Source organism: Pseudomonas sp. PSPC2-3 (assembly GCF_049898265.1).
In the GTDB taxonomy this organism is placed as follows: Bacteria; Pseudomonadota; Gammaproteobacteria; order Pseudomonadales; family Pseudomonadaceae; genus Aquipseudomonas; species Aquipseudomonas veronii.
Genome location: NZ_JAFCXJ010000016.1, coordinates 30,396 through 54,768, shown reverse-complemented (window position 1 = coordinate 54,768; position 24,373 = coordinate 30,396). Strand labels below are relative to the sequence as shown.

19 protein-coding genes are annotated in these 24,373 nt (G+C 64.1%); 5 read left to right on the top strand and 14 right to left on the bottom strand.

Going from position 1 to position 24,373, the window contains the following annotated elements; genetic code table 11:
* Nucleotides 1-330: 330 nt before the first annotated feature.
* The 7 genes from ACP7E3_RS30130 to ACP7E3_RS30100 all read right to left on the bottom strand — a co-directional run bounded on the left by ACP7E3_RS30130 (nucleotide 331) and on the right by ACP7E3_RS30100 (nucleotide 7,989).
* Entirely contained in the window at nucleotides 331-903 is a 573-nt protein-coding gene (locus ACP7E3_RS30130; protein WP_104903464.1) for a sarcosine oxidase subunit gamma, read from the bottom strand.
* 3 nt (nucleotides 904-906) lie between these two features.
* Nucleotides 907-3,804 carry a 2Fe-2S iron-sulfur cluster-binding protein gene (locus tag ACP7E3_RS30125; protein WP_426125311.1) on the bottom strand — a complete coding sequence of 966 codons (2,898 nt, stop codon included), beginning with the start codon at nucleotides 3,802-3,804 and terminating at the stop codon, nucleotides 907-909.
* Entirely contained in the window at nucleotides 3,801-4,100 is a 300-nt protein-coding gene (locus ACP7E3_RS30120; protein ID WP_046383921.1) for a sarcosine oxidase subunit delta, read from the bottom strand. The genes ACP7E3_RS30125 and ACP7E3_RS30120 overlap by 4 nt, the downstream gene beginning before the upstream one ends.
* 13 nt (nucleotides 4,101-4,113) lie before the next feature.
* The gene (locus ACP7E3_RS30115) at nucleotides 4,114-5,355 is read right to left on the bottom strand and encodes an FAD-dependent oxidoreductase (RefSeq protein ID WP_046383920.1); all 1,242 of its coding nucleotides are present in this window, start codon (nucleotides 5,353-5,355) and stop codon (nucleotides 4,114-4,116) included.
* Nucleotides 5,337-6,242 (bottom strand): bifunctional methylenetetrahydrofolate dehydrogenase/methenyltetrahydrofolate cyclohydrolase FolD, encoded by a 906-nt coding sequence (gene folD / locus ACP7E3_RS30110; protein WP_079443521.1) that lies wholly within the window; start codon nucleotides 6,240-6,242, stop codon nucleotides 5,337-5,339. The genes ACP7E3_RS30115 and folD (ACP7E3_RS30110) overlap by 19 nt, the downstream gene beginning before the upstream one ends.
* Nucleotides 6,239-7,105 carry a formyltetrahydrofolate deformylase gene (purU, locus tag ACP7E3_RS30105; protein WP_046383918.1) on the bottom strand — a complete coding sequence of 289 codons (867 nt, stop codon included), beginning with the start codon at nucleotides 7,103-7,105 and terminating at the stop codon, nucleotides 6,239-6,241. The genes folD (ACP7E3_RS30110) and purU (ACP7E3_RS30105) overlap by 4 nt, the downstream gene beginning before the upstream one ends.
* Before the next feature lie 284 nt (nucleotides 7,106-7,389).
* Complete coding sequence (locus tag ACP7E3_RS30100; protein WP_046383917.1) at nucleotides 7,390-7,989, bottom strand: helix-turn-helix domain-containing protein; 600 nt, start codon at nucleotides 7,987-7,989, stop codon at nucleotides 7,390-7,392.
* 282 nt (nucleotides 7,990-8,271) lie between these two features.
* On the opposite strand from ACP7E3_RS30100, the gene glnT reads away from it, so the two are divergent.
* The 5 genes from glnT (at nucleotide 8,272) to ACP7E3_RS30075 (ending at nucleotide 14,072) form a co-directional block, all read left to right on the top strand.
* A complete protein-coding gene (gene glnT / locus ACP7E3_RS30095) occupies nucleotides 8,272-9,606 on the top strand; it encodes a type III glutamate--ammonia ligase (protein WP_057005902.1) in 1,335 nt (444 codons plus the stop codon).
* A 22-nt stretch (nucleotides 9,607-9,628) separates the two neighbouring features.
* On the top strand, nucleotides 9,629-10,534 hold the full coding sequence (locus tag ACP7E3_RS30090; protein WP_108526650.1) for a class II glutamine amidotransferase: 906 nt from the start codon (nucleotides 9,629-9,631) through the stop codon (nucleotides 10,532-10,534).
* Nucleotides 10,535-10,545: 11 nt separating this feature from the next.
* The gene (locus ACP7E3_RS30085) at nucleotides 10,546-11,220 is read left to right on the top strand and encodes a protein glxC (RefSeq protein ID WP_046383914.1); all 675 of its coding nucleotides are present in this window, start codon (nucleotides 10,546-10,548) and stop codon (nucleotides 11,218-11,220) included.
* 15 nt (nucleotides 11,221-11,235) lie between these two features.
* The gene (locus ACP7E3_RS30080; protein WP_046383913.1) at nucleotides 11,236-12,558 is read left to right on the top strand and encodes an FMN-binding glutamate synthase family protein; all 1,323 of its coding nucleotides are present in this window, start codon (nucleotides 11,236-11,238) and stop codon (nucleotides 12,556-12,558) included.
* A gap of 188 nt (nucleotides 12,559-12,746) precedes the next feature.
* Entirely contained in the window at nucleotides 12,747-14,072 is a 1,326-nt protein-coding gene (locus ACP7E3_RS30075) for an ammonium transporter (RefSeq protein WP_046383912.1), read from the top strand.
* Between the two features lie 754 nt (nucleotides 14,073-14,826).
* On the opposite strand, the gene folD (ACP7E3_RS30070) is transcribed toward ACP7E3_RS30075, so the two are convergent.
* From folD (ACP7E3_RS30070) to ACP7E3_RS30040, 7 genes are all read right to left on the bottom strand, one after another.
* Nucleotides 14,827-15,744 carry a bifunctional methylenetetrahydrofolate dehydrogenase/methenyltetrahydrofolate cyclohydrolase FolD gene (folD, locus tag ACP7E3_RS30070; protein ID WP_256823823.1) on the bottom strand — a complete coding sequence of 306 codons (918 nt, stop codon included), beginning with the start codon at nucleotides 15,742-15,744 and terminating at the stop codon, nucleotides 14,827-14,829.
* Nucleotides 15,745-15,807: 63 nt separating this feature from the next.
* Nucleotides 15,808-17,487: an APC family permease gene (locus tag ACP7E3_RS30065; protein ID WP_046383910.1), complete on the bottom strand. Its 1,680-nt coding sequence runs from the start codon at nucleotides 17,485-17,487 to the stop codon at nucleotides 15,808-15,810.
* An 88-nt stretch (nucleotides 17,488-17,575) separates the two neighbouring features.
* Entirely contained in the window at nucleotides 17,576-19,885 is a 2,310-nt protein-coding gene (locus ACP7E3_RS30060; protein ID WP_128192585.1) for a DUF1989 domain-containing protein, read from the bottom strand.
* A 13-nt stretch (nucleotides 19,886-19,898) separates the two neighbouring features.
* The gene (locus ACP7E3_RS30055) at nucleotides 19,899-21,266 is read right to left on the bottom strand and encodes an NAD(P)-binding domain-containing protein (RefSeq protein WP_046383909.1); all 1,368 of its coding nucleotides are present in this window, start codon (nucleotides 21,264-21,266) and stop codon (nucleotides 19,899-19,901) included.
* Nucleotides 21,267-21,287: 21 nt separating this feature from the next.
* The gene (gene purU, locus ACP7E3_RS30050) at nucleotides 21,288-22,154 is read right to left on the bottom strand and encodes a formyltetrahydrofolate deformylase (protein WP_046383908.1); all 867 of its coding nucleotides are present in this window, start codon (nucleotides 22,152-22,154) and stop codon (nucleotides 21,288-21,290) included.
* 30 nt (nucleotides 22,155-22,184) lie between these two features.
* Nucleotides 22,185-23,315, bottom strand: coding sequence for an aminomethyltransferase family protein (locus ACP7E3_RS30045; RefSeq protein ID WP_057006012.1), 1,131 nt, complete (start codon nucleotides 23,313-23,315; stop codon nucleotides 22,185-22,187).
* A gap of 40 nt (nucleotides 23,316-23,355) precedes the next feature.
* Nucleotides 23,356-24,372, bottom strand: a complete 1,017-nt coding sequence (locus ACP7E3_RS30040; protein ID WP_102618264.1) for a heme-dependent oxidative N-demethylase family protein — start codon at nucleotides 24,370-24,372, stop codon at nucleotides 23,356-23,358.
* Between the last annotated feature and the right edge of the window lies 1 nt (nucleotide 24,373).

Genomic DNA, 24,373 nt, shown 5'->3' with positions numbered 1-24,373 from the left:
AACGATCCTCGCGGGCAAGCTCCGCTCCTACGGTGACGGGGTCATCTGTAGGAGCGAGCTTGCTCGCGAAAAACCCGAGAGCGCCACGTTGACCCTGGCTTACCGCGTCATCGTTAACGACCCTCGCGGGCAAGCTCCGCTCCTACGGTGACGGGGTCATCTGTAGGAGCGAGCTTGCTCGCGAAAAACCTGAGGCCGCTGCGTTAATCCTGGCTTACCGCGTCATCGTTAACGATCCTCGCGGGCAAGCTCCGCTCCTACGGTGACGGGGTCATCTGTAGGAGCGAGCTTGCTCGCGAAAAACCCGAGAGCGCCGCGTTGACCCTGGTTTTACGCGCGATCGGCAAGCCCCACCCCGCCAAACTCCTCCAACGCATCCCGCAACGCGCCGTCGAAGTAGTCCTTCGAGGCGCGGTCCCAGAGGATGTGGAACGCCGGCGCGTCCACGCTTCCCGAGTGGATGACGATCACATTGATCCGCGCCGCCGCCGTCTGCGCCACCGCCCCCGGCTTGAACGCCGGAAAACTGAGATCGACGCCGCACAGCTTGGCCATCACCTGGGCAATCACCGCGCCGCTGAGCAGCACGCAAGCATGACTGTCCTGGCGCGGCAGCAGGTAGTGGGCGCGGTGGTCGAGTTCCCAGCGCGCTTCTTCATCGGCGATGCGCTGGCCTTGATCCGCCGGGCTGCCCAGCAGCAGGTATTCGTTCTGTGACAGGCGCGCCACCCAGCTGCCGTCCGCCTGCGCGGTCGCTCGGTTGGGCGCGTCGGGCAGGGTGAAACCGCGGGCCGTGAGGTACTCGGCGCTGTGTGCGCCGCGAAAGCCGACCCGGGGCAGGTCGGTCTGGTCGATCAGGCGGCAGGGCGGCGTGAGCAATTCGTGGGCTTTCAGACTGGTCATGGCTTAACCCTCCTGGCGTTGGTTGGTGGGGTCGAAGAACGGTAGCTGCACCACTTCGGCCTGGACGACGATGCCGCCTTCGACGCGAATCGGAATGCATTGCCCCGGTGTGCTCTGGTCGATCCCGGCGTAGGCCAGGCCGATGATCCGGCCCAGGCTGGCGGAGTATTCACACGAGGTGACGTTGCCGCTGATGTCCGGGCCGTTGAGCACCAGGTGGCCTTCCAGCGGCTGCACGCTGCCCTTGGGCAAGCTGAAGCCGACCAGTTTGCGTTTCAGCGGCTGGGCTTCGAGGATGTCCACCGAGCGGCGACCAACGAAGAACGGCTTGTTGCGGCTGACCGCCCAGCCCATGTCGATTTCCGCCGGGTGGGTCATGCCGTCGGTGTCCTGGCTGATGATCACGTGGCCTTTTTCCAGGCGCAGCAGGCGCTGGGTTTCGACGCCGAAGGGGCGAATGTCGAAGGCTTTGCCGGCGGCCATCAACGCATCCCACAATGCCAGGCCATGACGTGCGGCAACGTGGATTTCATAACCCAGTTCGCCGACGAAACCGACCCGCAGCAGCCGTGCCTTGATCCCGGCCACCGTGCCCTGGCGCACGCCCAGGTAAGGGAAGGCCTCGGCGCTCAGGTCGAGGTCGCTGCACAGCTGTTCCAGCACTTTGCGCGAATCCGGCCCGGCCACGTTCACCGCACAGATCGCGGCGGTGACGTTGGCCACATCCACGTCCAGGCGCCATTGCGCGTTCCACTTGAGCATCTGCTGGTAGATGCGGTCGACGCCGCTGGTGGTGGCGGTGACGTAGAAGTGCTTGTCGGCCAGCCGCGCGCACACGCCGTCGTCGATCACCACCCCGTGTTCATTGGTCATCAGCGCATAACGCGAACGGCCCACCGGCTGCTTGAGAAATGCGAAGGTGTACATCCGGTTGAGCAGTTCGGCGGCATCCGGGCCGCGCACGTCCAGGCCGCCGAGGGTGGACACATCGATCAGCCCGACCTTGTTGCGCACATGCAGGGCTTCGGCCTGCATGCAGGCGTCGCGGTCCTCGGCCTTGCCGTAATAGGCCGGGCGCTGCCAGATGCCGGCGGGCATCATCTTCGCCCCGGCCTGCAGGTGCCGCGCATGCATCGGCGTTTGCCGGTAGGGGTCGAAGGCGCGCCCGGCGACGTGGGCGAGTTTCTCTGCCACGAACGGCGGCCGTGCGGTGGTGACCCCGGTTTCGCTGATATTGCGCTGGGTCGCCCAGGCCACCAGGCGCGCAGTCGGCAACGCCGAGTGGCGGCCCTGGGACGGGCCCATGCCGACGGTGGAGTAGCGTTTCACCAACTGCACATCGCGGTAGCCGATGCGGGTGGCGTTGACGATATCCGCCACTTGCAGGTCTTCGTCGAAGTCGACGAAATCCTTGCCCTTGGGGTGCGGGAAGATCGGCCAGTTGAAGTTGACCTGGGCTTCGCTGCGCAGCGGGGTAGGCGCTGCGGCAGGGCTCAAGCCGAGGGCGAGGGTGATGTCGTGGGCGGCGTTGCTCGCGTCCGCCAGCACATTGTCCAGTTGGTGCCGACCGTGGACCGAACCGGCCACATTCAGGTTCTGCGGCAGGCCGCTGAGACTGAACTCCGCACGCGAGTCCTCATAGGCCAATTTGCCGCCGGCCTGGCACAGCAGTTGGTACACCGGCATATAGCCGGCCGACATGCACAGCAGGTCGCAGTCGATCACCTGCCCCTTGTCACTGACCTGGCCCTGAGCGGTGATCTGGCGCACATCGACACCCTTCACATGGCGCAGGCCTTTTTCATGCAAGGCCTCGAACACCGTGCTGTTAGTCAGGCAACGGATCTTGCGCTGCGCCAGCGCGCCGGCCAGGGCCTGGTCGGCGGGGGCGTGGCGCAGGTCGATCAGGGCGGCGACGTCCACGCCCTGGTCATGCAGGTCGAGGGCGGCGAGGTAACCGTCATCGTTGCCGGTGAGCACCACCGCGCGTTTGCCGGGCTTGACGGCGTAGAGCTTGATCAGGCGTTGCGCGGCGCTGGTCAGCATCACCCCGGGCAGGTCGTTGTTGCGAAAGATCACCGGTTGGTCGAACGAGCCGCTGCACACCAGGCACTGCTGCGCGCGCACTTTGTACAGGCGCTTGCCCTGGATCACCGGCAGGTAGTTGTCGGTGAACCAGGCGTTGCAGGTGGCCTCGGTGAGCACCTGGATATTCGCGTGTTGCTGCACCGCGCTGAGCAATTCGCGGCGCAGGCTGTCGGCGCGGGTGCCGGCGATATCGAAGCGCGCATAAGTGAGCGAACCGCCGAGGATCGGCTGCTGCTCGATCAGCAGCACCTTCGCCCCGGCATTCGCGGCGGTCAGCGCCGCCTGCAAGCCGGCGGGGCCGGCGCCGATGACGGCGAGGTCGGTGAACAGGTAGGCCTTGTCGTAGTACTCGGGCTGGAAGTTCAGGTCGAGCACGCCCAGGCCGGCTTTTTTACGGATGATCGGCTCCCACACTTTCCACATGCCCTTGGGCTTGTAGAACGAGCGGTAGTAGAAACCCACCGGCATGAATTTGGAGAACTTGCCCATATAGGCATCGCGGTCGTGGTCCAGCGTGCCGTTGACGTTCTGCGCGGTCACCGCCAGGCCGTTGCTCAGTGCGTGGGCATCGGCCAGCACGTTGGGTTCCTGGGGCAATTGCACCAGGCTGTTGGCGTCCTGGCCGGCCATGCTCAGCGGCCCGCGTGGGCGGTGGTATTTGAACGAGCGCGACATCAGAAAGCGCCCGTTGGCGAGCAGGGCGCTGGCGATGCTGTCGCCCTGCAGGCCCTGGTAGGGGTGGCCGTCGAAACTGAAATCGAGTGGCTGGTCACGCTGGATCAGCAGGCCCATGGGGGCGGGGAGGCGGTTCATCCGGCGATCTCCTTGGCGGTGTTGAAGTCGACGCGCGTGTTGAACAATTCCCTGGGGTCGAAGGTGCGCAGGATCTCGTCGGTGACGGTGTGGCGCTCGGCGAGGAACCAGTAGCTGGACGGCGTGTGCATCCACCATTCACGCACTACACCGGCGAGGTTGTCGGTGTTGAACACGTAGTCGGCCCATTCGGCGTCGCTGCAGTTGACCGGATCGGGCATGGGCTTGAACTCGCCGCCGTAGGTGAACTCGCTGATATTGCGCGGCCCGTTGAGCGGGCACATCATGATTTTCATAGTCCGCTCTCCATCAGTGACTGGCCGCCGTGGCGCCCATCTCATTGACTTGCTGGAAGGTCGAGAAACGTTCGAGGCCAAAGGGTTTGATCAGCTCCGGCACCTTGCCGCCGCTGGCGACCAACTCGGCCATGGTCTTGCCGCAGATCGGCGTGGCCTTGAAACCCCAGGTGCCCCAACCGGCGTCGAGGTAGTAATTCTTCACCGGCGACAGGCCCATGATCGGGCTGTAGTCCGGGGTCATGTCGGTGATCCCGGCCCACTGGCGCATCAACTTGGCGTTGGCCAGGAACGGGAACATTTCGATGGCATGGGCCAGCAGGCTTTCCTTGAGGTCCAGGGTCGAGCGTGTGTTGAACAGCGGGTAGGGGTCGGAACCGCCGCCGAACACCACTTCGCCGCGACTGGTTTGCTGCACGTAGCAGTGCAGGGCCGAGGAACTCACCAGCGGGTCGAGGAACGGCTTGAACGGCTGGGTGACCATGGCCTGCAGCGGGAAGGTCTGGATCGGCGAGCGGATGCCGGCCTTGGCCATCAACAGTGAGCTGTGCCCGGCAATCGCCTGCACCGCGCAGCCGCACCGGATGGTGCCGCGATTGGTTTTCACCGCGGTGATGGCGCCGTTTTCAATGATCAGGTCTTGCACTTCGGTGAGCTGATGGATTTCCACGCCGCGCTTGGCCGCCTGCTTGGCGTAGCCCCAGGCCACGGCATCGTGGCGCGCGGTGGCGCCGTCGATGTGCCAGAGCCCGGCGAGCACCGGCAGGTGGCCGGGATCGAGGTTGAGGCTGGGCACCAGTTCGCGGATCTGCTGGCGGTCGATCATCTCGGTGCGCCCGCCGAAGTGCTTGTTGACCTCGGCGCGCTGGCGGAACGAACGCACGGTGGCGTCCGTGTGGGCCAGGGTCAGTTGGCCGCGCTCGGAATACATGATGTTGAAATCGAATTCGTTGGACAGCGCCTGGAACATCTTCACTGACTCGGCGTAGAAACGCACCCCTTCGCTGGTCAGGTAGTTGGAGCGGATCACCGCTGTGTTACGCGCGGTGTTGCCGCCGCCCAGATAGGACTTTTCCAGCACGGCAATGTTGCTGATGCCGTGGTACTTGGCCAGGTAGTAGGCGGTCGCCAGGCCGTGGCCGCCGGCGCCGATGATCACCACGTCGTAACTCGACTTGAGTTCTTTGGGCGGCGGCAGATCCACCTCCACCGGGTACTCCGAACTCAGCCCGTATTTCAATAGATTGAATGGCATACGGCCTCCGATTGGCTGCGTAGGGCGTGATGTTGCGCAAGGGCGGCGGTCACGGTGTTTTTCATCAGGAAGGCAATGGTCATCGGGCCGACACCGCCGGGGACCGGGGTGATGGCGGCGACGTGGGGCAGGGCGGCGTCAAAGTCGACATCGCCCACCAGGCGGCTGCGGCCGTCGTCATCGATACGGTTGATGCCGACGTCGATCACCACCGCGCCGGGTTTGAGCCAACTGGCATCGATCAAGCGTGGGCGGCCCACGGCGGCGATCACGATGTCGGCCTGGCGGCACAGGGCCTGGGCGTTGTGGCTGCGCGAATGCAGCACCGTCACCGAGCAATCGGCCTTGAGCAGCAGCGCCGCCATGGGCTTGCCGACGATGTTCGAGCGGCCGACCACCACCGCGTGTTTACCGCGCAGGTCGCCACAGGTTTGCTCCAGCAGGTACAGGCAACCGCTGGGAGTGCAGGGCGTGAGCACGGCGCGCCCCTGGCTGAGGCCGCCGACGTTCTGGCTGTGGAAACCGTCCACGTCCTTCTGCGGCGCGATGGCTTCCAGGGCGCGCAGTTCGTCCATCTGCTTGGGCAGCGGCAATTGCAAGAGAATGCCGTGGATCGCCGGGTCGGCATTCAACTGGGCGATCAGGATCAACAGTTGTTCGGTGCTGGTGTCGCTGGGCAGCCGATGCTCCACGGAGCGGATGCCCACTTCTTCGGCGCGCAGGATCTTGTTGCGCACATACACCTGGCTGGCGGCGTCGTTGCCCACCAGGATCACCGCCAGGGCCGGTTGAATGGCTTGCTCGTGCAGGCGCGCCACGTCTTCGCGCACTTGCAGCAGTACCCGTGCGGCGGCGGCTTTGCCGTCGATCAGTTTGGGCGCGCTCACCGGAACACCACCGTTCTGTCCTGGTTGAGGAACACCCGATGCTCCAGGTGGTACTTGACCGCCTTGGACAGGGCCACGGTTTCGGTGTCGCGGCCGATGGCGACGAGGTCGTCGGGCTTGTACACGTGGTCCACGCGCTGCACTTCCTGTTCGATGATCGGGCCCTCATCCAGGTCGCTGGTCACATAATGCGCGGTGGCGCCGATCAACTTCACGCCACGCTGATAGGCCTGGTGATAGGGCTTGGCGCCTTTGAAACCGGGCAGGAACGAATGGTGGATATTGATCGCGCGCCCCGACAGTTGCCGGCACAGGTCGTCGGAGAGGATCTGCATGTAGCGCGCCAACACCACCAGTTCGGTGCGGGTGTCGTCGACGATCTTCATCAGCTCGGCTTCCTGCGCGGCCTTGGTGTCCTTGGTCACGGGCAGGTAGATAAAGCGGATGCCCTCGCGCTCGGCCATGGGCCGCAGGTCGAGGTGGTTGGAGACGATGGCGGTGATGGTCATGTCCATCTCGCCCTTGTGGTAGCGGTAGAGCAGGTCGGTGAGGCAGTGGTCGAACTTGCTCACCATCAGCAGCACGCGCATCGGCTCGCGGGTGTCGTACAGCGCCCACTGCATGTCGAAGGCCTGGGCGACGTCGGCGAAACCGGCGCGGATCTGTTCCAGGTCGCCGGCGTGCCCATCGTTGAAACGGAACACGGCACGCATGAAGAAGCGACCGCTGAAGTCATCATCGAACTGCGCCATCTCCCCGATGTAGCACGCGTTGTCCGCCAGGTACGTGGTGACGGCAGCGACAATGCCGGACACCGCGGGACAAGTGACCTTGATGATGAAATGGTTTTTTTCGTGTTGCATGACACGTCCTCGGGATGATGGCGGCAGCTCATCGCATAGCGAAAAAACGTCAGAGGACAGCAGGCTCATTCCGTGAGCGCATTTTCTTGTGAGGAATAAAATATTCCTGAAGTGGCTTTATAGGGGAATGGACGCGGGGCGTCTAGGGGTTTTGGGAAAGTTTTTTAACTGAGGGGAAATTTTCCACAGGCCCAGTGGCATCGAACGCTGTTGAAAATGTGGGAGGGGGCTTGCCCCCCTCCCACAATTGGATCTCTGTGCTTCAGGTGTATCGCGAGTCCGGATTATTCTTTGTCGTTGCCGTAATTCATGATCGACAGCAGGCGAATCGGCACCCGCACCAATTCTTCCGGCCCATGGGGAATCTCGCCCTCGAACGTCAGGCTGTCGCCGGCTTCCATCCGATACAGCTGATTCCCATGCCGATAAATCAGCTCCCCTTCCAACAAGTGCAGAAACTCGGTCCCAGGGTGGGCAAAGGTCGGGAACTCCTCGCTGGCATCGTCCATGCTGACCATGTACGCCTCGAAGCTCTTCTTCGGCCCCCGGGTATGGTTGAGCAGATGGTAGGTATGCCCCTTTTCCGTCCCGCGGCGCACCACTTCCATGCCTTGGTCGGCCTTGACCAGCAAGGCACTGCCGTCCTGTTGATCGTATTCGGCGAACAATTTCGACAACGGCAGCCCGAGCACATCGCACAGGCGGCTGAGGGTGTCGAGGCTGGTGGAGACCTGGGCGTTTTCGATCTTGCTCAACATGCCCTGGCTGATATCGGCAATCTTCGCCACGTCGGACAGCTTCAGGTCCTGGGCCTGGCGCTGGCGTTTGATCTGCAAACCCAGGTATTGCTCGAGTTTGAGGCGGGGGGCGGTTTCGGTGGACATAGTCATCAGATCCTGCACGCTTTCCGTTCAGTAATATTAGTTTCGCACTAGGAAAGTGCAAGCAGCGGCGCTTGGCGGCCGTGCCCAGGCACGTATTCCCACGGGGAAAACAATTTTCCCATATATACAGCACAAAAGCGCTTTCACCGGCACTTCAATCGGCCGCTCGCGAATCTGGCAAGGGTATTGCATTCCTGTGGAGAAACTAACTTTCTTTTTAGGAATAAAAAGACAGTCCAGGCCCACCCACACGGTTTTGCCTTTCGCGAGGAGTGACACGCAATGTTGCCAGCAGAAACCCAGCGCATCATCGACAAGTACGGCATCAAGTACGTGCTTGCGCAGTTTGTGGATATACACGGTGCGGCCAAGACCAAGTCGGTGCCGATTTGCGGGCTCAAGACGGTGGCCGAAGAGGGCGCCGGGTTTGCCGGGTTTGCCATCAGCGGCATGGGCATGGAACCCCACGGCCCGGACTTCATGGCGCGGGGTGACCTGTCCACGCTGACCCCGGTGCCCTGGCAGCCGGGTTACGGGCGCGTGGTGTGCGTCGGGCATGTCGACGGCAAGCCCCATCCCTTTGATAGCCGCTACGTGCTGCAGCAGCAGGTGCAGCGCCTGCAGGACAAGGGCTGGACGCTGAACACGGGCCTGGAACCCGAATTCAACCTGATGCGCCGCGACGAGCAGGGCAAGCTGCAACTGGTCGACCCCAGCGACAACCTCGACAAGCCCTGCTACGACTACAAGGGCCTGTCGCGCTCGCGGGTATTCCTGGAGCGCCTGACCGAAGCCTTGCAGGCGGTGGATTTCGAGGTCTATCAGATCGACCACGAAGACGCCAACGGCCAGTTCGAGATCAACTACACCTACAGCGACGCCCTGACCTCGGCCGACCGTTTCACCTTCTTCCGCATGGCTGCCGGCGAGATCGCCAATGACCTGGGCATGATCTGTTCCTTCATGCCCAAGCCCGACCCGAAACGCGCCGGCAACGGCATGCACTTTCACCTGTCGATCAGCAGCGCCGAGAACAAGAACCTGTTCCACGACGCCAGCGACCCGAGCGGCATGGGCCTGTCGAAGCTGGCCTATCACTTCGCCGCCGGCCTGCTCGCCCATGGCCCGGCGCTGTGTGCGTTCGCCGCGCCCACCGTCAACTCCTACAAGCGCCTGGTGGTGGGCCACTCGCTGTCCGGCGCCACCTGGGCCCCGGCCTTTATCGCGTTTGGCGCCAACAACCGTTCGGCCATGGTGCGCGTGCCTTACGGCCGCCTGGAGTTCCGCCTGCCGGATGCCGGCTGCAACCCTTACCTGGTCAGCGCCGCAATCATCGCGGCGGGCCTGGACGGTATCGATCGCCAGCTGGAAATCGACCACGTCTGCAATGAAAACCTCTACAGCCTGAGCCTGGAACAAATCGCCGAGCGCGGCATCAAGACCTTGCCGCAATCCCTCAAGGAAGCCTGCGACGCGCTGGAAGCCGACCCGCTGTTCGCCGAGGTGCTCGGCCCGCAGATCGTGGGTGAGTTCATCAAACTCAAGCGCATGGAGTGGGTGGAATACAGCCGCCATGTGAGCGACTGGGAAGTCCAGCGCTATACCGAATTTTTCTGACACCGTGTGACGGAGACTTGATATGTGTGGAATCGTAGGTCTGTACCTGAAAAACCCCCGGCTGGAACCCCAACTCGGCCAGCTGTTTGAACCGATGTTGCAGGCCATGACCGACCGTGGCCCGGACAGTGCGGGCTTTGCCATCTACGGTGATGAAGTCGCCGACGGCTGGGTCAAGCTGACCCTGCAAGCGACCACCGAGGCCTTCGACTGGAAAGCCCTGATGGGCGAGCTGGAAGGGCGGCTGGGCTGTTCGCTGGACTGGTTTCAGAACGCCAGCGCCGCCGTGTTGAAGATCCACGCCGACGAAGCCCCGGTGCGCCTGGCCCTGGCCGAACTGGCGCCGAGCGTGCGGGTCATGAGCGCCGGGCAGAGCATCGAGATCCTCAAGGGCATGGGCCTGCCCCAGGAGATTTCCCAGCGCTTCGGCCTGGCGAGCATGCAGGGCAGCCACATCATCGGCCACACCCGCATGGCCACCGAAAGCGCGGTGACCATGGAAGGCAGCCACCCGTTTTCCACCGGTGCCGACCTGTGCCTGGTGCATAACGGTTCGCTGTCGAACCACTTCCGCCTGCGCCAGGAACTCAAGCGCGAAGGCATTCATTTCGAAACCGACAACGACACCGAAGTCGCCGCCGGCTACCTGACCTGGCGCCTGCAACAGGGCGACTCGCTCAAAGACGCGCTGGACCACGCCCTGGAAGACCTCGACGGCTTCTTCACCTTCGCCATCGGCACGCGCAACGGTTTTGCGGTGATCCGCGATCCGATCGCGTGCAAGCCGGCGATCCTCGCCGAGACCGACGACTACGTCGCCATGGCCTCCGAGTACCAGGCGCTGTCGAGCCTGCCAGGCATCGAGAATGCCCGCATCTGGGAGCCCGCACCGGCCACTTTGTACATCTGGGAACGCCAGTCAGCTTAAGGAGCGCACACATGAAAACCATCGACCTTTCCACCGCGACCGTGCGTGACCTCAACCAGGCGCTGCACGCCCAGGCCATCGACAACGAGTGGCGCGTCACCCACTCCAACGGCAAGCACAACCTTGCGGTGGGGGTGAATCAGGCGGTGTCCATCGATATCGAAGGCCACGCCGGCTACTACTGCGCGGGCATGAACCAACAGGCGTCGATCACCGTACACGGCAACGTCGGCGTGGGCTGCGCCGAGAACATGATGTCTGGTTCTGTGCGCGTCAAAGGCAGCGCGTCCCAGGCGGCCGGGGCCACGGCCCATGGCGGCTTGCTGGTGATCGAAGGCGACGCGGGGGCACGTTGCGGGATTTCCATGAAAGGCATCGACATCGTGGTCGGCGGCAGCATCGGCCACATGAGCTGCTTCATGGGCCAGGCCGGGCGTCTGGTCGTCTGCGGCGATGCCGGCGATGCGCTGGGCGATTCGCTGTACGAGACCCACATCTACGTGAAGGGCACGGTCGAGTCGCTGGGCTCCGATTGCGTCGAAAAAGAGATGCGCAGCGAGCACCTGCAAGAGCTGCAGGAGCTGCTCGATCGCGCCGGTTTCGCCCACCGCGCGGCGGATTTCAAGCGCTACGGCTCGGCCCGCCAGCTGTACAACTTCAAAGTCGATAACGCCTCCGCGTACTGAACCAGGAGCTACACCATGAGTGAAAAAACCCCTCCAGTGTTGCGCGAGTCGGCCACCTTCGACCGCCTGACCATCCAGGAAATCCAGCGTGCCGCCGAAACCGGCATCTACGACATTCGCGGCGGCGGTACCAAGCGCAAGTTGCCGCACTTCGATGACTTGCTGCTGCTGGGCGCCAGCGTGTCGCGTTACCCGCTGGAAGGCTATCGCGAGAAGTGCGGCACCGATGTGATCCTCGGCAACCGCTTCGCCAAGAAGCCGATCCACCTGAAGATCCCGGTGACCATCGCCGGCATGAGTTTCGGTGCGTTGTCGGCTAACGCCAAGGAAGCCCTGGGCCGTGGCGCGAGCATCGCCGGCACCAGCACCACCACCGGTGACGGCGGCATGACCCCGGAAGAGCGCGGCCAGTCGCGGCACCTGGTGTACCAGTACCTGCCGTCGCGCTACGGCATGAACCCCGATGACCTGCGCAAGGCCGATGCCATCGAGATCGTCCTCGGCCAGGGCGCCAAGCCCGGCGGTGGCGGCATGTTGCTGGGCATGAAGGTCACCGAACGCGTGGCCGGCATGCGTACCTTGCCGATCGGCGTGGACCAGCGCAGCGCCTGCCGCCACCCGGACTGGACCGGTCCGGACGACTTGGCGATCAAGATTGCCGAGTTGCGCGAAATCACCGATTGGGAAAAACCGATCTACGTGAAAATCGGCGCCAGCCGGCCGTATTACGACGTGAAGCTGGCGGTCAAGGCCGGTGCCGATGTGATCGTACTCGACGGCATGCAGGGTGGCACCGCGGCGACCCAGGAAGTGTTTATCGAACACGTCGGCATCCCGATTTTGTCGGCGATCCCGCAAGCGGTACAGGCTTTGCAAGAGATGGGCATGCACCGCAAGGTCCAGTTGATTGTGTCGGGCGGGATTCGCAACGGCGCCGATGTGGCCAAGGCCATGGCGATGGGCGCGGATGCGGTGGCCATCGGCACGGCGGCGTTGATTGCCCTGGGCGACAACCACCCACGGCTGGACGCGGAACTGAAAAAGATCGGCTCGGCCGCCGGCTTCTACGACGACTGGCAGAACGGCCGCGACCCGGCCGGCATCACCACCCAGGACCCGGAGCTGTCGAAACGCCTGGACCCGGTGGAAGGCGGGCGTCGTTTGGCCAACTACCTGCGGGTGATGGTGCTGGAGGCCCAGACCATGGCCCGTGCGTGCGGCAAGTCGCACCTGCACAACCTCGACCCCGAGGACCTGGTGGCGCTGACGGTGGAGTCGGCCGCCATGGCCCGGGTGCCGTTGGCGGGGACCCGTTGGATACCGGGTTCCGGTTACTGAGTGACGAGCCGGCTTGCCGGCTGCTACGGCGTTCCACCCCTGTAGGAGCGAGCCTGCTCGCGAAGGTCGTTAACGATAACGCGGGCATCCTGGATGACCGCGTTGCCTGGACGTTTTTCGCGAGCAAGAACTAGGCGTCCCCCTCGCTCCTACATGCATCTCCCCTATCTTTTGCAGGAGCTTTGAACATGATCAATCGTCTTCTCGGCAAATCCCTCTTCGGCTTATTGGCCGCCTGTGCCTTCGCCCCCTTGGCCCAGGCCGCCGATGCGCCCACCTTGAACACCGGCAGCACCGCCTGGATGGTCACCGCCGCGGTGCTGGTGCTGTTCATGTGCCTGCCGGGGCTCGCGCTGTTCTACGGCGGGCTGGTTCGGGCGAAAAACATGCTCTCGCTGTTCACCCAGTGTTTTGGCGTCGCCGGGCTGGTGGGCGTGCTGTGGGTGATCTACGGCTACAGCATGGTGGTGGACACCACGGGCATGGTCGAAGGGCAGGTGACCTTCAACAGTTTTGTCGGCGGCCTGAGCCGCGCGTTCCTGGCGGGCATGACCCCCGAGAGCCTGGTGGGGGATATTCCGGAAGGCGTGTTCGTGACCTTCCAGATGACCTTCGCAATCATCACCCCGGCGCTGATCGCCGGCGCCTTCGCCGAACGCATGAAGTTCTCGGCGGCGCTGCTGTTCATGGCCATCTGGTTCACCCTGGTGTATGCCCCGGTGGCGCATATGGTCTGGGGCGGTTCGGGGGCCTTGATGCATAACTGGGGCGTGCTCGACTTTGCCGGCGGCACCGCCGTACACATCAACGCCGGTGTGGCCGCGCTCGCCGCATGCCTGATCCTCGGCAAGCGCAAGGGCTACCAGAACACGCCGATGCCCGCGCATAACCTGAGCCTGACCATGGCCGGTGCGGCGATGCTCTGGGTCGGCTGGTTCGGCTTCAATATCGGCTCCGGCGGCGGCCTCAACGGCACCTCGGGGATTGTCATGCTCAACACCCAACTGGGCGCGTGTGCGGGGATTCTCGGCTGGATGTTCACCGAGTGGTTCAAGGTCGGCAAACCCAGCGCCCTGGGCCTGGCCAGCGGTGCATTGGCCGGTCTGGTGGGGATCACCCCGGCGTGCGCCTATGTCGGCGTCGGCGGCGCGTTGGCCATCGGCTTGCTGTGCGGGGTGTTCTGCTACTTGAGCGTGACGGTGTTGAAGCGGCGCTTCGGCTACGACGACAGCCTCGACGTATTCGGCCTGCACGGCATCGGCGGCATGATCGGCGCGGTGCTCACCGGGGTGTTCTGCGTGCCGTCCATGGGCGGCCTGGTGGAAGGCGTGACCATGGGCGGCCAAGTCGTCGCCCAGATCAAGGGGGTGTTGCTGACCACGGTGTACTGCTTCGTGGTCAGTTGGATCATCCTCAAGGTGGTCAATGCCCTGGTCGGCCTGCGTGCCCATGAGTCGGTGGAAGAGATGGGCCTGGACCTGGCCGAGCACAACGAGCGCGCCTACAACCACTAACGGCCCCCTGTAGGAGCGAGCTTGCTCGCGAAGGTCGTTAACGATAACGCGGGCATCCTGGATGACCGCGTTGCCTGGACGTTTTTCGCGAGCAAGCTCGCTCCTACAGGTGCGGCGCCAGCGCTCGGGGCAGGGCTTTGCGTTGCAACTGGCTCGCCACCAGGGTGTTTTTCAGCCTGCGTGGCCATGAGTCGGGACCTGGCCGCCTACAACCCCTGAGAACCCTGTAGGAGCGAGCTTGCTCGCGAAGGTCGTTAACGATAACGCGGGCATCCTGGATGACCGCGTTGCCTGGACGTTTTTCGCGAGCAAGCTCGCTCCTACAGGTGCGGCGCTAGTGCCCGGGGCAGGGCTTTGCGTTGCAACTGGCTCGCCACCAGAGTGTTCTTCAGCCTGCGAGCCCATGAGTCGGGACCTGGCCGCCTACAACCCCTGAGAACCCTGTAGGAGCGAGCTTGCTCGCGAAGGTCGTTAACGATAACGCGGGCATCCTGGATGGCCGCGTTGCCTGGGCGTTTTTCGCGAGCAAGCTCGCTCCTACAGGTGCAGCGCCAGCGCTCGGGGCAGGGCTTTGCGTTGCAACTGGCTCGCCACCAGAGTGTTTTTCAGCCTGCGTGCCCATGAGTCGGGACCTGGCCGCCTACAACCCCTGAGAACCCTGTAGGAGCGAGCTTGCTCGCGAAGGTCGTTAACGATAACGCGGGCATCCTGGATGACCGCGTTGCCTGGACGGTTTTCGCGAGCAAGCTCGCTCCTACAGGTACAGCGCCAGCGCTCGGGGCAGGGCTTTGCGTTGCAACTGGCTCGCCACCAGGGTGTTTTTCAGTAGGTAGGCAATCGTCATCGGCCCCACACCACCCGGCACCGGCGTAATCGCGCTGGCCACGGTGCGTGCGCTGGCGTAGTCCACATCGCCCACCAACCGCGTACCGGTCTCGGTGCTGATGCGGTTGATCCCCACATCGATCACCACCGCGCCAGGCTTGAGCCAGCTGGCATCGATCAACTGCGGCCGACCGACCGCAGCGACGACGATATCGGCCAAGCGGCACAATGCCTGAGCATCGACGCTGCGTGAATGCACCACGGTGACCGAGCAGTTGGCCTGCAACAGCAGGGTCGCCATCGGTTTGCCGACGATGTTCGAGCGGCCAATCACCACCGCGTGCAAGCCACTCAAATCGCCGCAGGTTTCATGCAGCAGGCGCATGCAGCCGCTGGGCGTGCAAGGCGTGAGCACCTCGATGCCTTGCACCAGGCCGCCGACGTTCTCACGGTGGAAACCGTCCACGTCCTTGATCGGGTCAATCGCATGGATCACGGCCGCCTCGTCGATATGCGCCGGCAACGGCAACTGCACCAGCACGCCATTGACCGAAACGTCGGCGTTCAACTGGGCCAGCAGATCGAGCACTTGCGCCTGGCTGGCGTCATCCGGCAGCCGGTATTCAAGGGAGCGAATCCCGACTTCCTTGGCCCGCAGCAGTTTGTTGCGCACATACACTTCGCTGGCCGGATCGTCGCCCACCAGCACGACAGCCAGGGCCGGGAAGATTTTTTGCGCGGCAAGCAGCAGGACCTCTTCGCGAACCTCGTCGAGAACCTGGGCAGAAATGGCCTTGCCGTCGATATCGCGGGCAAGGGAAGGGAGAGTGCTGGTCAAAAGCGTCACCGTTGTCTGGAGAAATAGGGGCGCTGAGGGATAAATCCCTCAGCAATAGGCAGCCCATGGCATTCAGGCTACCAGTTGATGGCAGGCATACACCACCAGCACACCGGCGATCAGTGTGGCGTAGGGCAGCCAGCCGGCGCGGCGTTGGCCGTCATCGGCCTGGATATACAAGTCACTGAGCATGGCCGCGGGGAAGCGACCTTTGTCCTGCACATAGTGGCGGTAGCAGAACACCGGCAGGATCAACAGCGCCAGCAGCAAGCCGGTGACCAGCGTGCCTGCGCCCCAGATATCCGCACCCAGGCCCATGCACGCCAGGTTGACGAAGCTCAGCACGCCGCCGGCCGCCAGCAGCACGGTGGGGGCTTTGTACGGGCGCACCCAGTCGGGGCGGTCGAGGCGGTGGATCCAGCCGGCGTTGAGGTTGAGGAAGTTGAAAATGATGTAGCTGACGTTGGACGCCGCCAGCACGAACACATAGTCCGACATCAGCAACAACAGCAGGTTGAACGAGAGGTCGGTCCACATCGCCGCCGTGGGCGCACCGTGTTCGTTGGTGCGCCCCAGGTATTTGGGCAGCCAGCCGTCCACCGACGCCTGATACAGGGTGCGCGACGAGCCGGACATCGAGGTCATGATCGCCAGCAACGTGGCGAGCACCAGCATGATCAGCACGATATTGGCGACCACCTTGCCGCCGCCGATGCTGTCGGCCATCACCTGACCAACGCCCATGCCGCTGTAGATCGCCGGCGACAGCAGGCCGCTGTACACCGCCGGAGTCACTACCGCGCCGCTGGCGTCGAGCACCGCCGGGGTCACCAGTTGGCCCAGCCCCAGGCTGCCTTGAAACGCCAGCGGCACCAGGGTGAACACCAGGATGCACAGCAGGCCGGCGTAGAAGATCGCCTTGAAGGTGTCACGCTTGGGGTCCTTGAACTCGCGGGTGTAGCACACCGCCGTTTCGAACCCGTAGGTGGACCACGCGGCCATGAACAGCCCGCCGGCCATCAGCGACCAGCCGGACATATCCCACGGGCCGTCGATGACTTGCCCGGCTGCGTCATGGGCCAGCGGGTACAGCGGCAGGAAGTTGGCCTGGGTCGCGTCCCCGGTGAACAACGGCACCACGCCCACCAGCAACAGCGGGATCAGCGAGGTGACCCCGAGCACCAGCGTCAGGCGCGCCGAGCGCAGGATGCCGCCATGCTGCACGGCAAACACCGTGAGCAGAATCAACAGGCCAATGGCGAACGTCGCGTTGATGCGCAACGACAGGCCGCTCTTGACCCAACCCAGGTCAAGCAGGGTCAGTTGCCAGGTGTTGATCAGCGCATCGGCGGGAAACAGCGCGGTGAGGATATACCCCGCCGCCAGCCCCGAACCGATGGACAGCACCGGCGACCAGGCCAGCCAGTTGCACCACACCGACACCGGCGCGATCAACTTGCTGTAGCGCACCCAGGCCACCGCGCCGTACACCGAGGCGCCGCCGGACTTGTGCGGGAACAGCCCGGCGATCTCGGCATAGGTGAAGGCCTGGATAAACCCGAACAGGATCGACACGATCCACACGATCCAGGCCGGTTTGCCCACCGTGGCGGCAATCGCGCCGATGGAGAACAGCACCAGCGCGGGCACGCCACTGGCGACCCAGAATGCACCGCGCCAATCGATCTTGCGGTGCAGGCTGCCCACTGAGCTGGCAGCCTGCGGTACAGCCTCGAACGTCGTCGCTTCCATCTTCGTATTCCCATGTCTGAGTAGCGGTTAAGAAGGGCAATCAAAGTGGGCAGTCAAAGTGGGGTGGCACACATCGGTATCGGGACGATCAGCTACGCACGCGGCTCTTGTCCGGGTCATAGAAAATCGCTGCGCTGACCGTGGCGCTGATGCGCTTCTGTAGGCCATCGACTTTGCCAATCTCAAGCAGGGTGCCGGGCTCGGCGCAGCTCACGTCGACCCGGCATAGCGCGATATTGCTGGCCAGCAACGGTGAGCGGCAGGCGCTGGTGATGACCCCGACCTGGGCGCGGCCGTGGTACACCGGGTCGCCGTGGTGGGCCGCCTCGTTGCCGCCGAGGTGCAGACCGACCAGCTTGTGGCTGGGATGGGCGCTGCGCCGCAACAGGGCGTCGCGGCCGATAAAGTCATCGGTCTTGCTCTTGAGTGGCACGCTGAAGCCGATGCCGGCCTCGAACGGGTCGGTCTGGTCGCTGAACTCGTAGCCGGCAAAAATCAGCCCGGCTTCGATGCGCAACAGGTCCAGCGCTTCCAGGCCGAGGGGCACCAGGCCCAAGGGTTGGCCGAGTTGCCAGATGCGGTCCCACACCCGTTCGGCGTCTTCGGGCTGGCACCACACCTCAAAGCCCAGTTCGCCGGTGTAGCCGGTGCGCGAAATCATCAACGGGCAGCCCTCGAAACCGTCCAGCCGGCCGACCAGGAAGCGGAACCAGCCGAGGCTGTCCACGCTCGGTTGGGTGGGCGGCGTCCAGACCATCTGCTTGAGCAGCTCGCGGCTGAGCGGCCCTTGCACCGCCAGGTTGTGAATCTGCTCGCTGGCGGACTTGACCCACACCTTCATCCCCAGTTTGTGGGCCTGCTCGCGCAGCCACACACCGGCGTAGTCTTCGCCGCAGATCCAGCGGAAGTTGTCCGGGCCCAGGCGCAGCAGGGTGCCGTCGTCGAGCATGCCGCCGTGTTCGTGGCACATCGCCGAATAGACCACTTGGCCCACCGCCAGACGCCGCACGTCGCGGGTCAGGCAGTATTGCAACAGGGCTTCGGCGTCGGGGCCGATGATCTCGAATTTGCGCAGGGCGGTCAGGTCCATTACGGCCACGCGTTCGCGGCAGCCGAGGTATTCCTCGGTGGCGCCATAACCGTCGTAGCGCAACGGCAGCCACCAGTTGCGGTAGTCGATGAAGCTGCCGGTGAGGGCGCTGGTGCGTGAGTGGAACGCGGTCTCACGGGTCAGTATCGGGTCGGCATCGGCCGTGGTTCGAGTGCTCATGGCGATGGAAAAACGCTCCTTCTCGCGGTAGATACGGACATGGATATCGGTCGGGTTCCAGCCATTGGCCGGGTCGATGTCATCCGGGCACGAGGTACTGCCGCACACCAGCTCGGTCATGGCCCGCAGCAGTACGTAGTCGCCGGGCCGCGACCACGGCTCATCCAGGGTCATCTGCTGGTGTGCATCAATGCCGGTGTTGAAGAAGAAATTGATCGCCGGCCAGCCGTTGCGCGCTTGCACGCCGTAGGGCGCGAGTACGCGGCTGAGGTTGTCGCTGCAGTTGTCGTGCCCGAAATAGCCATGGGATTCGTAGTAGCGCGCCGCGCAGGCCAGGGCGAAGGCGTCGTGGCGCCCGACGGTGTCCTGCACCACCTCCAGCATCGGCTGCATCCGGCGGTCGAAAAACTTCGAGAACAGCCCCGGCGCCGGGTAGGCGCTGCCGTTCAGCGTGCGTGTCACGGTCTGGTCGAGGTCCAGCTCCACGCCGCGATCCAGGGCGCGGCGGTCGAGGGCGACGAAGTCCGAACACTGGCGGCCGGCGACGTCCAGCACCTGCACGTACTGGCCCTTGGCGACGCTGTAGCCGTGGGCCGTGCCCGCGCGCACGGTGAACTCGTCCAGCACCTCGCCCAATGGCTCGGGCAGGGCAGGCACCAGCAGGGGCGACGGGTTGGCCCGTGTCACCAGCAGGCGCAGTTCGCTGGGCCGGTATTGCCGGTCGACGGCGGTGGGCCCGGCGGGAGCGGCGACGATCACCAGCAGGCGGTCATGGGCGACAAACTGCCGAGTGTGACCGGGCGGGCTGGCGTCGTCCCACAGCGCGGCGGCGAGGGGCAATGCCTGCGCGTCGATGCCGCGCCGCTTGAGCGCCTGGCCGACACGCGGTGGCACGCGGCAGGCGCTCGAGCCGCTCAGCCCCCAGCTCGCCAGGGCGCTGCGGCCGCTGGCGTCGAGGGCCAGCAGTTCGCAGGTTTGCCGGCCTTCGAGGTCGATCACCTGCAGGCCGTCGCCGGGCTGCAGGTCGACCAGCGTCACACCGCCGACGGCCACGCGGTAGCGTTCGAGGTTTGGCGCCCGGGCAAACAGCCCGGGTTCTCGCGGGTGGGAAACACGCGGAGCATTCATCATGGGCACCCGCTCAGCCGACTGATTTGATGGGCGTCACGGGCTCGCCCAGGTACGCCGCCATCGAGTCGTCCAGGGCCAGCAGCCACGGGGTGTGGTGCGGCGGCGACTGGGTGCCGGTCATCAGCGAGCGGTAGGACTTGTCGCGATAGCCCATGATGTTTTCGGCCTTGTCGTGCTTCCAGTGCAGAAAGGTCTCGTTGACGGCGGCGATGTCGAAATCCGGGTAGTCGGTGGCGTCCACCAGGTGCTGGATGTAGGCGCCCTGGAACTCGAACATCTGCTGGTTGGTTTCCAGAGTCAGTTCCCGTGCCTGCCATTGCTGGCTGTCGGCGATCATCGCGGCCTGACTGGGCAATGGGATACGCCCCAGGATCACATCGCGGGCATACCAGGCCTGGGCGTCGAACATGTTGAACGAGTACCACTGGTCCTGCATGCCGAGGTAGATCAGCCGCGGGTTGGGTTCCCAGAACACGCCCTTGTAGAGGTTCATCGGCCACAGGCGGTTGTCGGTCCTGAGGCTCAGCTCATCCGGCAGGAACGGGAAGTGGTGCTTGTAGCCGGTACACAGGATCACCGCGTCGATGTGCTTGCTGCTGCCATCGGCAAAGAACGCACGGTTGTTTTCCAGGCGTTGCAGCAGCGGCTTTTCTTCCCAGTTGTCCGGCCACGCATAGCCCATGGGCGTGGTGCGGTAACAGCTGGTGATGCTGCGCGCGCCATATTTGTAGCATTGCGAGCCGATGTCCTCGGCCGAATAGCTGCTGCCGATGATCAGCAGGTCCTTGTCCTTGAATTCCAGCGCCTCGCGAAAGTCATGGGCATGCAGGATGCGCCCGGCGAACTGCTCGAAGCCTTCGAAGTACGGCACCTTGGGCGTGGAGAAGTGGCCGCAGGCGTTGATCACGTAGTCGAATTCTTCACAGGTCAAGGTGTCGTGGGTGTAGTCGTGGGCGTACACGGTGAAGCGCTGGGTCTGTTCGTCGAAGGTGACCTGGCGCACCACATTGTTGAAGCGGATGTAGTCGCGCACGCCGGCCTTTTCCACGCGGCCCTTGATGTAGTCCCACAACACTTCGCGGGGCGGATAGGAGGCGATGGGCCGGCCGAAATGTTCTTCAAAGGTGTAATCGGCGAACTCCAGGCATTCCTTGGGGCCGTTGGACCACAGGTAGCGGTACATGCTGCCATGCACCGGCTCGCCGTTTTCGTCCAGGCCGGTGCGCCAGGTGTAGTTCCACATGCCGCCCCAGTCCTGCTGTTTCTCGAAGCACACCAGTTCGGGAATGGCGGCGCCCTTGTCGCGGGCCGACTGGAAGGCGCGAAGTTGTGCCAGGCCGCATGGGCCGGCGCCGATGATTGCTACACGTAGAGTCATGAGCGTGCCTCCTGAAGGGTTTCAGCGAAAGATCACTGTCTTGTCGTGGTTGATGAACACCCGGTGTTCCAGGTGGTATTTCAGGGCTTTGGAAAGGGCGACGGTTTCGGTGTCGCGGCCGATGGCGACCAGTGAATCGGGCAAGTGGGTATGGTCGACGCGCTGGATTTCCTGCTCGATGATCGGGCCCTCGTCGAGGTCGCTGGTGACGTAGTGGGCGGTGGCGCCGATCAGCTTCACCCCCCGGTCATAGGCCTGGTGATACGGCTTGGCGCCCTTGAAACCGGGCAGGAACGAGTGGTGGATGTTGATCGCCCGCCCCGACAGTTGCTGGCACAGGCCGTCGGACAGGATCTGCATGTAGCGCGCGAGCACTACCAGATCGGTCTGGGTGTCTTCGACGATACGCATCAGTTCGGCTTCCTGGCCGGCCTTGGTGTCCTTGGTGATGGGCAGGTAGATGAAGCGGATGCCCTCACGCTCGGCCATCGCCCGCAGGTCCAGGTGGTTGGAGACCACGGCGGTGATGGTCATGTCCATTTCGCCTTTGCGGTGGCGGTAGAGCAGGTCGGTGAGGCAATGGTCGAACTTGCTGACCATCAGCAGCACGCGGGTCGGCTGGCGTGAGCTGAACAACTGCCACTGCATGTCGAAGCCGCCGGCGAGCTCGCCCAGGCCTTTGCGCAGGTCGCCGATATCACCGCTGACGCCCTTGTTGAAACGGAACACCGCGCGCATGAAAAACTGCCCGGTGAACTCGTCGTCGAATTGCGCCAACTCGCTGATGTAGCACTGCTGCCGGGCCAGGCAGGCGCTGATCGCGGCGACGATCCCGGACGCCGCCGGGCAGGTGATCTTGAGAATGTAATGTTCGCTTGAGGCGTCCATCGAAGGCTCCTGAATGCGGTGAAGGAAGGCTCAGCCCTTGGCCGTGCGCTTGGTTTTTTGCGGGTCGTCGAAGGGCAGGGCGTGGGTGGTGGCGGTACCTTCGAAGCTGCCGCGCACCTGCAGCGCGATGCCGGGTGCGGCGCAGGCGACGCTCATGCGCGCGATGGCCATCGAGCGTTTGCTCAGGCGCGAATACATGCCGCAGGTGATCACGCCGACTTGCTGGTTGCCCTGCCACAAGGTGTCGCCAGCCTCGGCCGGACGCACGCCGTCGAGCAGCACGCCGGTGATCTTGAAGCGCTCCTGGCCGCGCAGGCGCAGGTGTTCCTCGGCGCCTCGGAACGCTTGTTTGCCGGGCGAAACCGTGAAGTCCAGGCCCATCTCCCACAGGGTGTCGCCGGCCTTCTGGTCGGCGAAGGGGTACATCTGCGAGTTGTCGTAGGGGAAAAACATCAGCGAGCTTTCCACTCGCAGCCAGTCCAGGGCGGTGAAGGCGCAGGGAATGATTCCCAGGCTCGCGCCCTGTTCGAGGATGCTGTCCCACAGGAACGGGGCGTCGGCGGCCTTGCAGAAAATCTCGTAGCCGCGCTCGCCGGTGTAGCCGGTGCGGGAGATCATCACCGGGCGCTCGAACAGGCGCGTTTGCAGGTGATGGAAGTACGGCAGCTGGCGGATGCCAGGCACGTGCTCGGCGAGAAAATCCACCGCCAGCGGGCCTTGCAGCGACAGGTCGTGCAGATCGTCGTCGAACAGCACCGCCACTTGCCGGCCCTGGGCCGAGCGCACCAGCATTTCATGCCCGGTGCCGGCGCCATGCACGACCATGAACGCATTGGGCCCGGTGCGGTAGACGATGCAGTCATCGACGAATTTGCCGTCCTCGTCGAGCATCGACGCATACACCGATTTGCCGGGATAGAGCTTGGCGATGTCGCGGGTGGTGGCCCACTGCAACAGGCTTTCGGCGTGCGGGCCGACGTAGTGGACTTTTTTCAGGCCCGATACGTCCATCAGGCCGGCGCGGGTGCGGATCGCTTCGTGGTGGTCGGCCAGCGCGCTGCTGTAGGTCCAGGCGGTGCCCATGCCGTTCCAGTCTTCGAGGTTCGAGCCGAGCGCGCGGTGCCGCTCGGCCAATGCAGAAATACGCCAGGAGTGGGTCATGTGAGATTCCTTGCTGTGAAAAAGAGCACCGGGAAATGGTTCAGGCGAGTGGATCGAACTGGCTCAGCCACTCGACCAGGGTCTGTCGATAGCGGGTCATGCCCTTGTAGTCGGCGATGGCATCGGGCAGGTCGCGCAGCACGCGGTGCAGGCGGCAGCCCCAGCCGGGGTGGCTGACCAGTTCGTCCAGGCTGATCAGGTAGGTGCGAATGCTGAACATCACTGCGTTGCTGCGCGGCAGGCGCGCCATCACTTGCAGTTCGACCCGCAGATGCACCTGTTGCCCGACGTTCTGCGCGGTGATCCGGCCGCGGTCGGCGCCCCATTGATGGAAGGTTTCCGGCGACGAATCCAGGCGCGGGTTGATGGTCAGGGTCCAGTTCAGGCGCCGGACCGGCTGGCCGGCCTGCAGGTTGAGCAGGTACTTCAGCGCGCGCTCGAACACGCCCATCTGGTGGGCCATGGGCACCGGTGCATGCCACTGTTTGAAACTCATCCCGGCATCGAACGCCAGTGACCAGTCGGCCGGGCTGGTGACCAGGCCGGCGTCCATGTACAGGTCGCCGTCGCGCTGGTCGAGCAGGGCGAAATCCCCTTGCACCTGGCGGCCGATGTATTCCAGCGGTGCGCAGGGCAGGCTGGCGGCATCGCCGAAGATGAACGGTTGATCGATCTGCAGCAGGTGGTTGCGCCAGTGCCAGCGGTCGCCGTCACGCACCAGGCTGAACCACTGCGGGTAGTCGACGGCGAGGTTTTCCATGAGCATTTGCAGCGCATCCCAGGCCGCCGCTTGCATGTGCGGCATCACCAGGTAGCGGCGCGGGTCGTTGTCCAGGATCAGGGCGCGTTCGGCCATTTCCGAGCGGTAGTGCTCGTCGATGTCGAAGGCGTGCTCGTAGACGGAACCCGGGTCGCGGGAGGTGGCTGGTTCGATGTTCACCGAGTACAGGTAGCTGTCCTCGATAAACGGGAACGGGAAGCGACGGATCGCCGCCGGGCTGTTGCGAAAGCTGAAATCGTCGCGATAGCTCAGCACAGGGCTCGATTGCAGGGGCATG

Bases quoted from the DNA above. Each gene is read 5' to 3' on its own strand.
- ACP7E3_RS30080 (WP_046383913.1), top strand. From the start codon at position 11,236: ATGAGTGAAAAAACCCCTCCAGTGTTGCGCGAGTCGGCCACCTTCGAC.
- ACP7E3_RS30115 (WP_046383920.1), bottom strand. From the start codon at position 5,355: ATGCCATTCAATCTATTGAAATACGGGCTGAGTTCGGAGTACCCGGTG.
- ACP7E3_RS30055 (WP_046383909.1), bottom strand. From the start codon at position 21,266: ATGACTCTACGTGTAGCAATCATCGGCGCCGGCCCATGCGGCCTGGCA.
- ACP7E3_RS30045 (WP_057006012.1), bottom strand. From the start codon at position 23,315: ATGACCCACTCCTGGCGTATTTCTGCATTGGCCGAGCGGCACCGCGCG.
- ACP7E3_RS30125 (WP_426125311.1), bottom strand. From the start codon at position 3,804: ATGAACCGCCTCCCCGCCCCCATGGGCCTGCTGATCCAGCGTGACCAG.
- ACP7E3_RS30090 (WP_108526650.1), top strand. From the start codon at position 9,629: ATGTGTGGAATCGTAGGTCTGTACCTGAAAAACCCCCGGCTGGAACCC.
- ACP7E3_RS30075 (WP_046383912.1), top strand. From the start codon at position 12,747: ATGATCAATCGTCTTCTCGGCAAATCCCTCTTCGGCTTATTGGCCGCC.
- ACP7E3_RS30060 (WP_128192585.1), bottom strand. From the start codon at position 19,885: ATGAATGCTCCGCGTGTTTCCCACCCGCGAGAACCCGGGCTGTTTGCC.
- ACP7E3_RS30100 (WP_046383917.1), bottom strand. From the start codon at position 7,989: ATGTCCACCGAAACCGCCCCCCGCCTCAAACTCGAGCAATACCTGGGT.
- ACP7E3_RS30085 (WP_046383914.1), top strand. From the start codon at position 10,546: ATGAAAACCATCGACCTTTCCACCGCGACCGTGCGTGACCTCAACCAG.
- ACP7E3_RS30040 (WP_102618264.1), bottom strand. From the start codon at position 24,372: ATGCCCCTGCAATCGAGCCCTGTGCTGAGCTATCGCGACGATTTCAGC.
- ACP7E3_RS30065 (WP_046383910.1), bottom strand. From the start codon at position 17,487: ATGGAAGCGACGACGTTCGAGGCTGTACCGCAGGCTGCCAGCTCAGTG.
- purU (WP_046383918.1), bottom strand. From the start codon at position 7,105: ATGCAACACGAAAAAAACCATTTCATCATCAAGGTCACTTGTCCCGCG.
- glnT (WP_057005902.1), top strand. From the start codon at position 8,272: ATGTTGCCAGCAGAAACCCAGCGCATCATCGACAAGTACGGCATCAAG.
- purU (WP_046383908.1), bottom strand. From the start codon at position 22,154: ATGGACGCCTCAAGCGAACATTACATTCTCAAGATCACCTGCCCGGCG.
- ACP7E3_RS30130 (WP_104903464.1), bottom strand. From the start codon at position 903: ATGACCAGTCTGAAAGCCCACGAATTGCTCACGCCGCCCTGCCGCCTG.
- ACP7E3_RS30120 (WP_046383921.1), bottom strand. From the start codon at position 4,100: ATGAAAATCATGATGTGCCCGCTCAACGGGCCGCGCAATATCAGCGAG.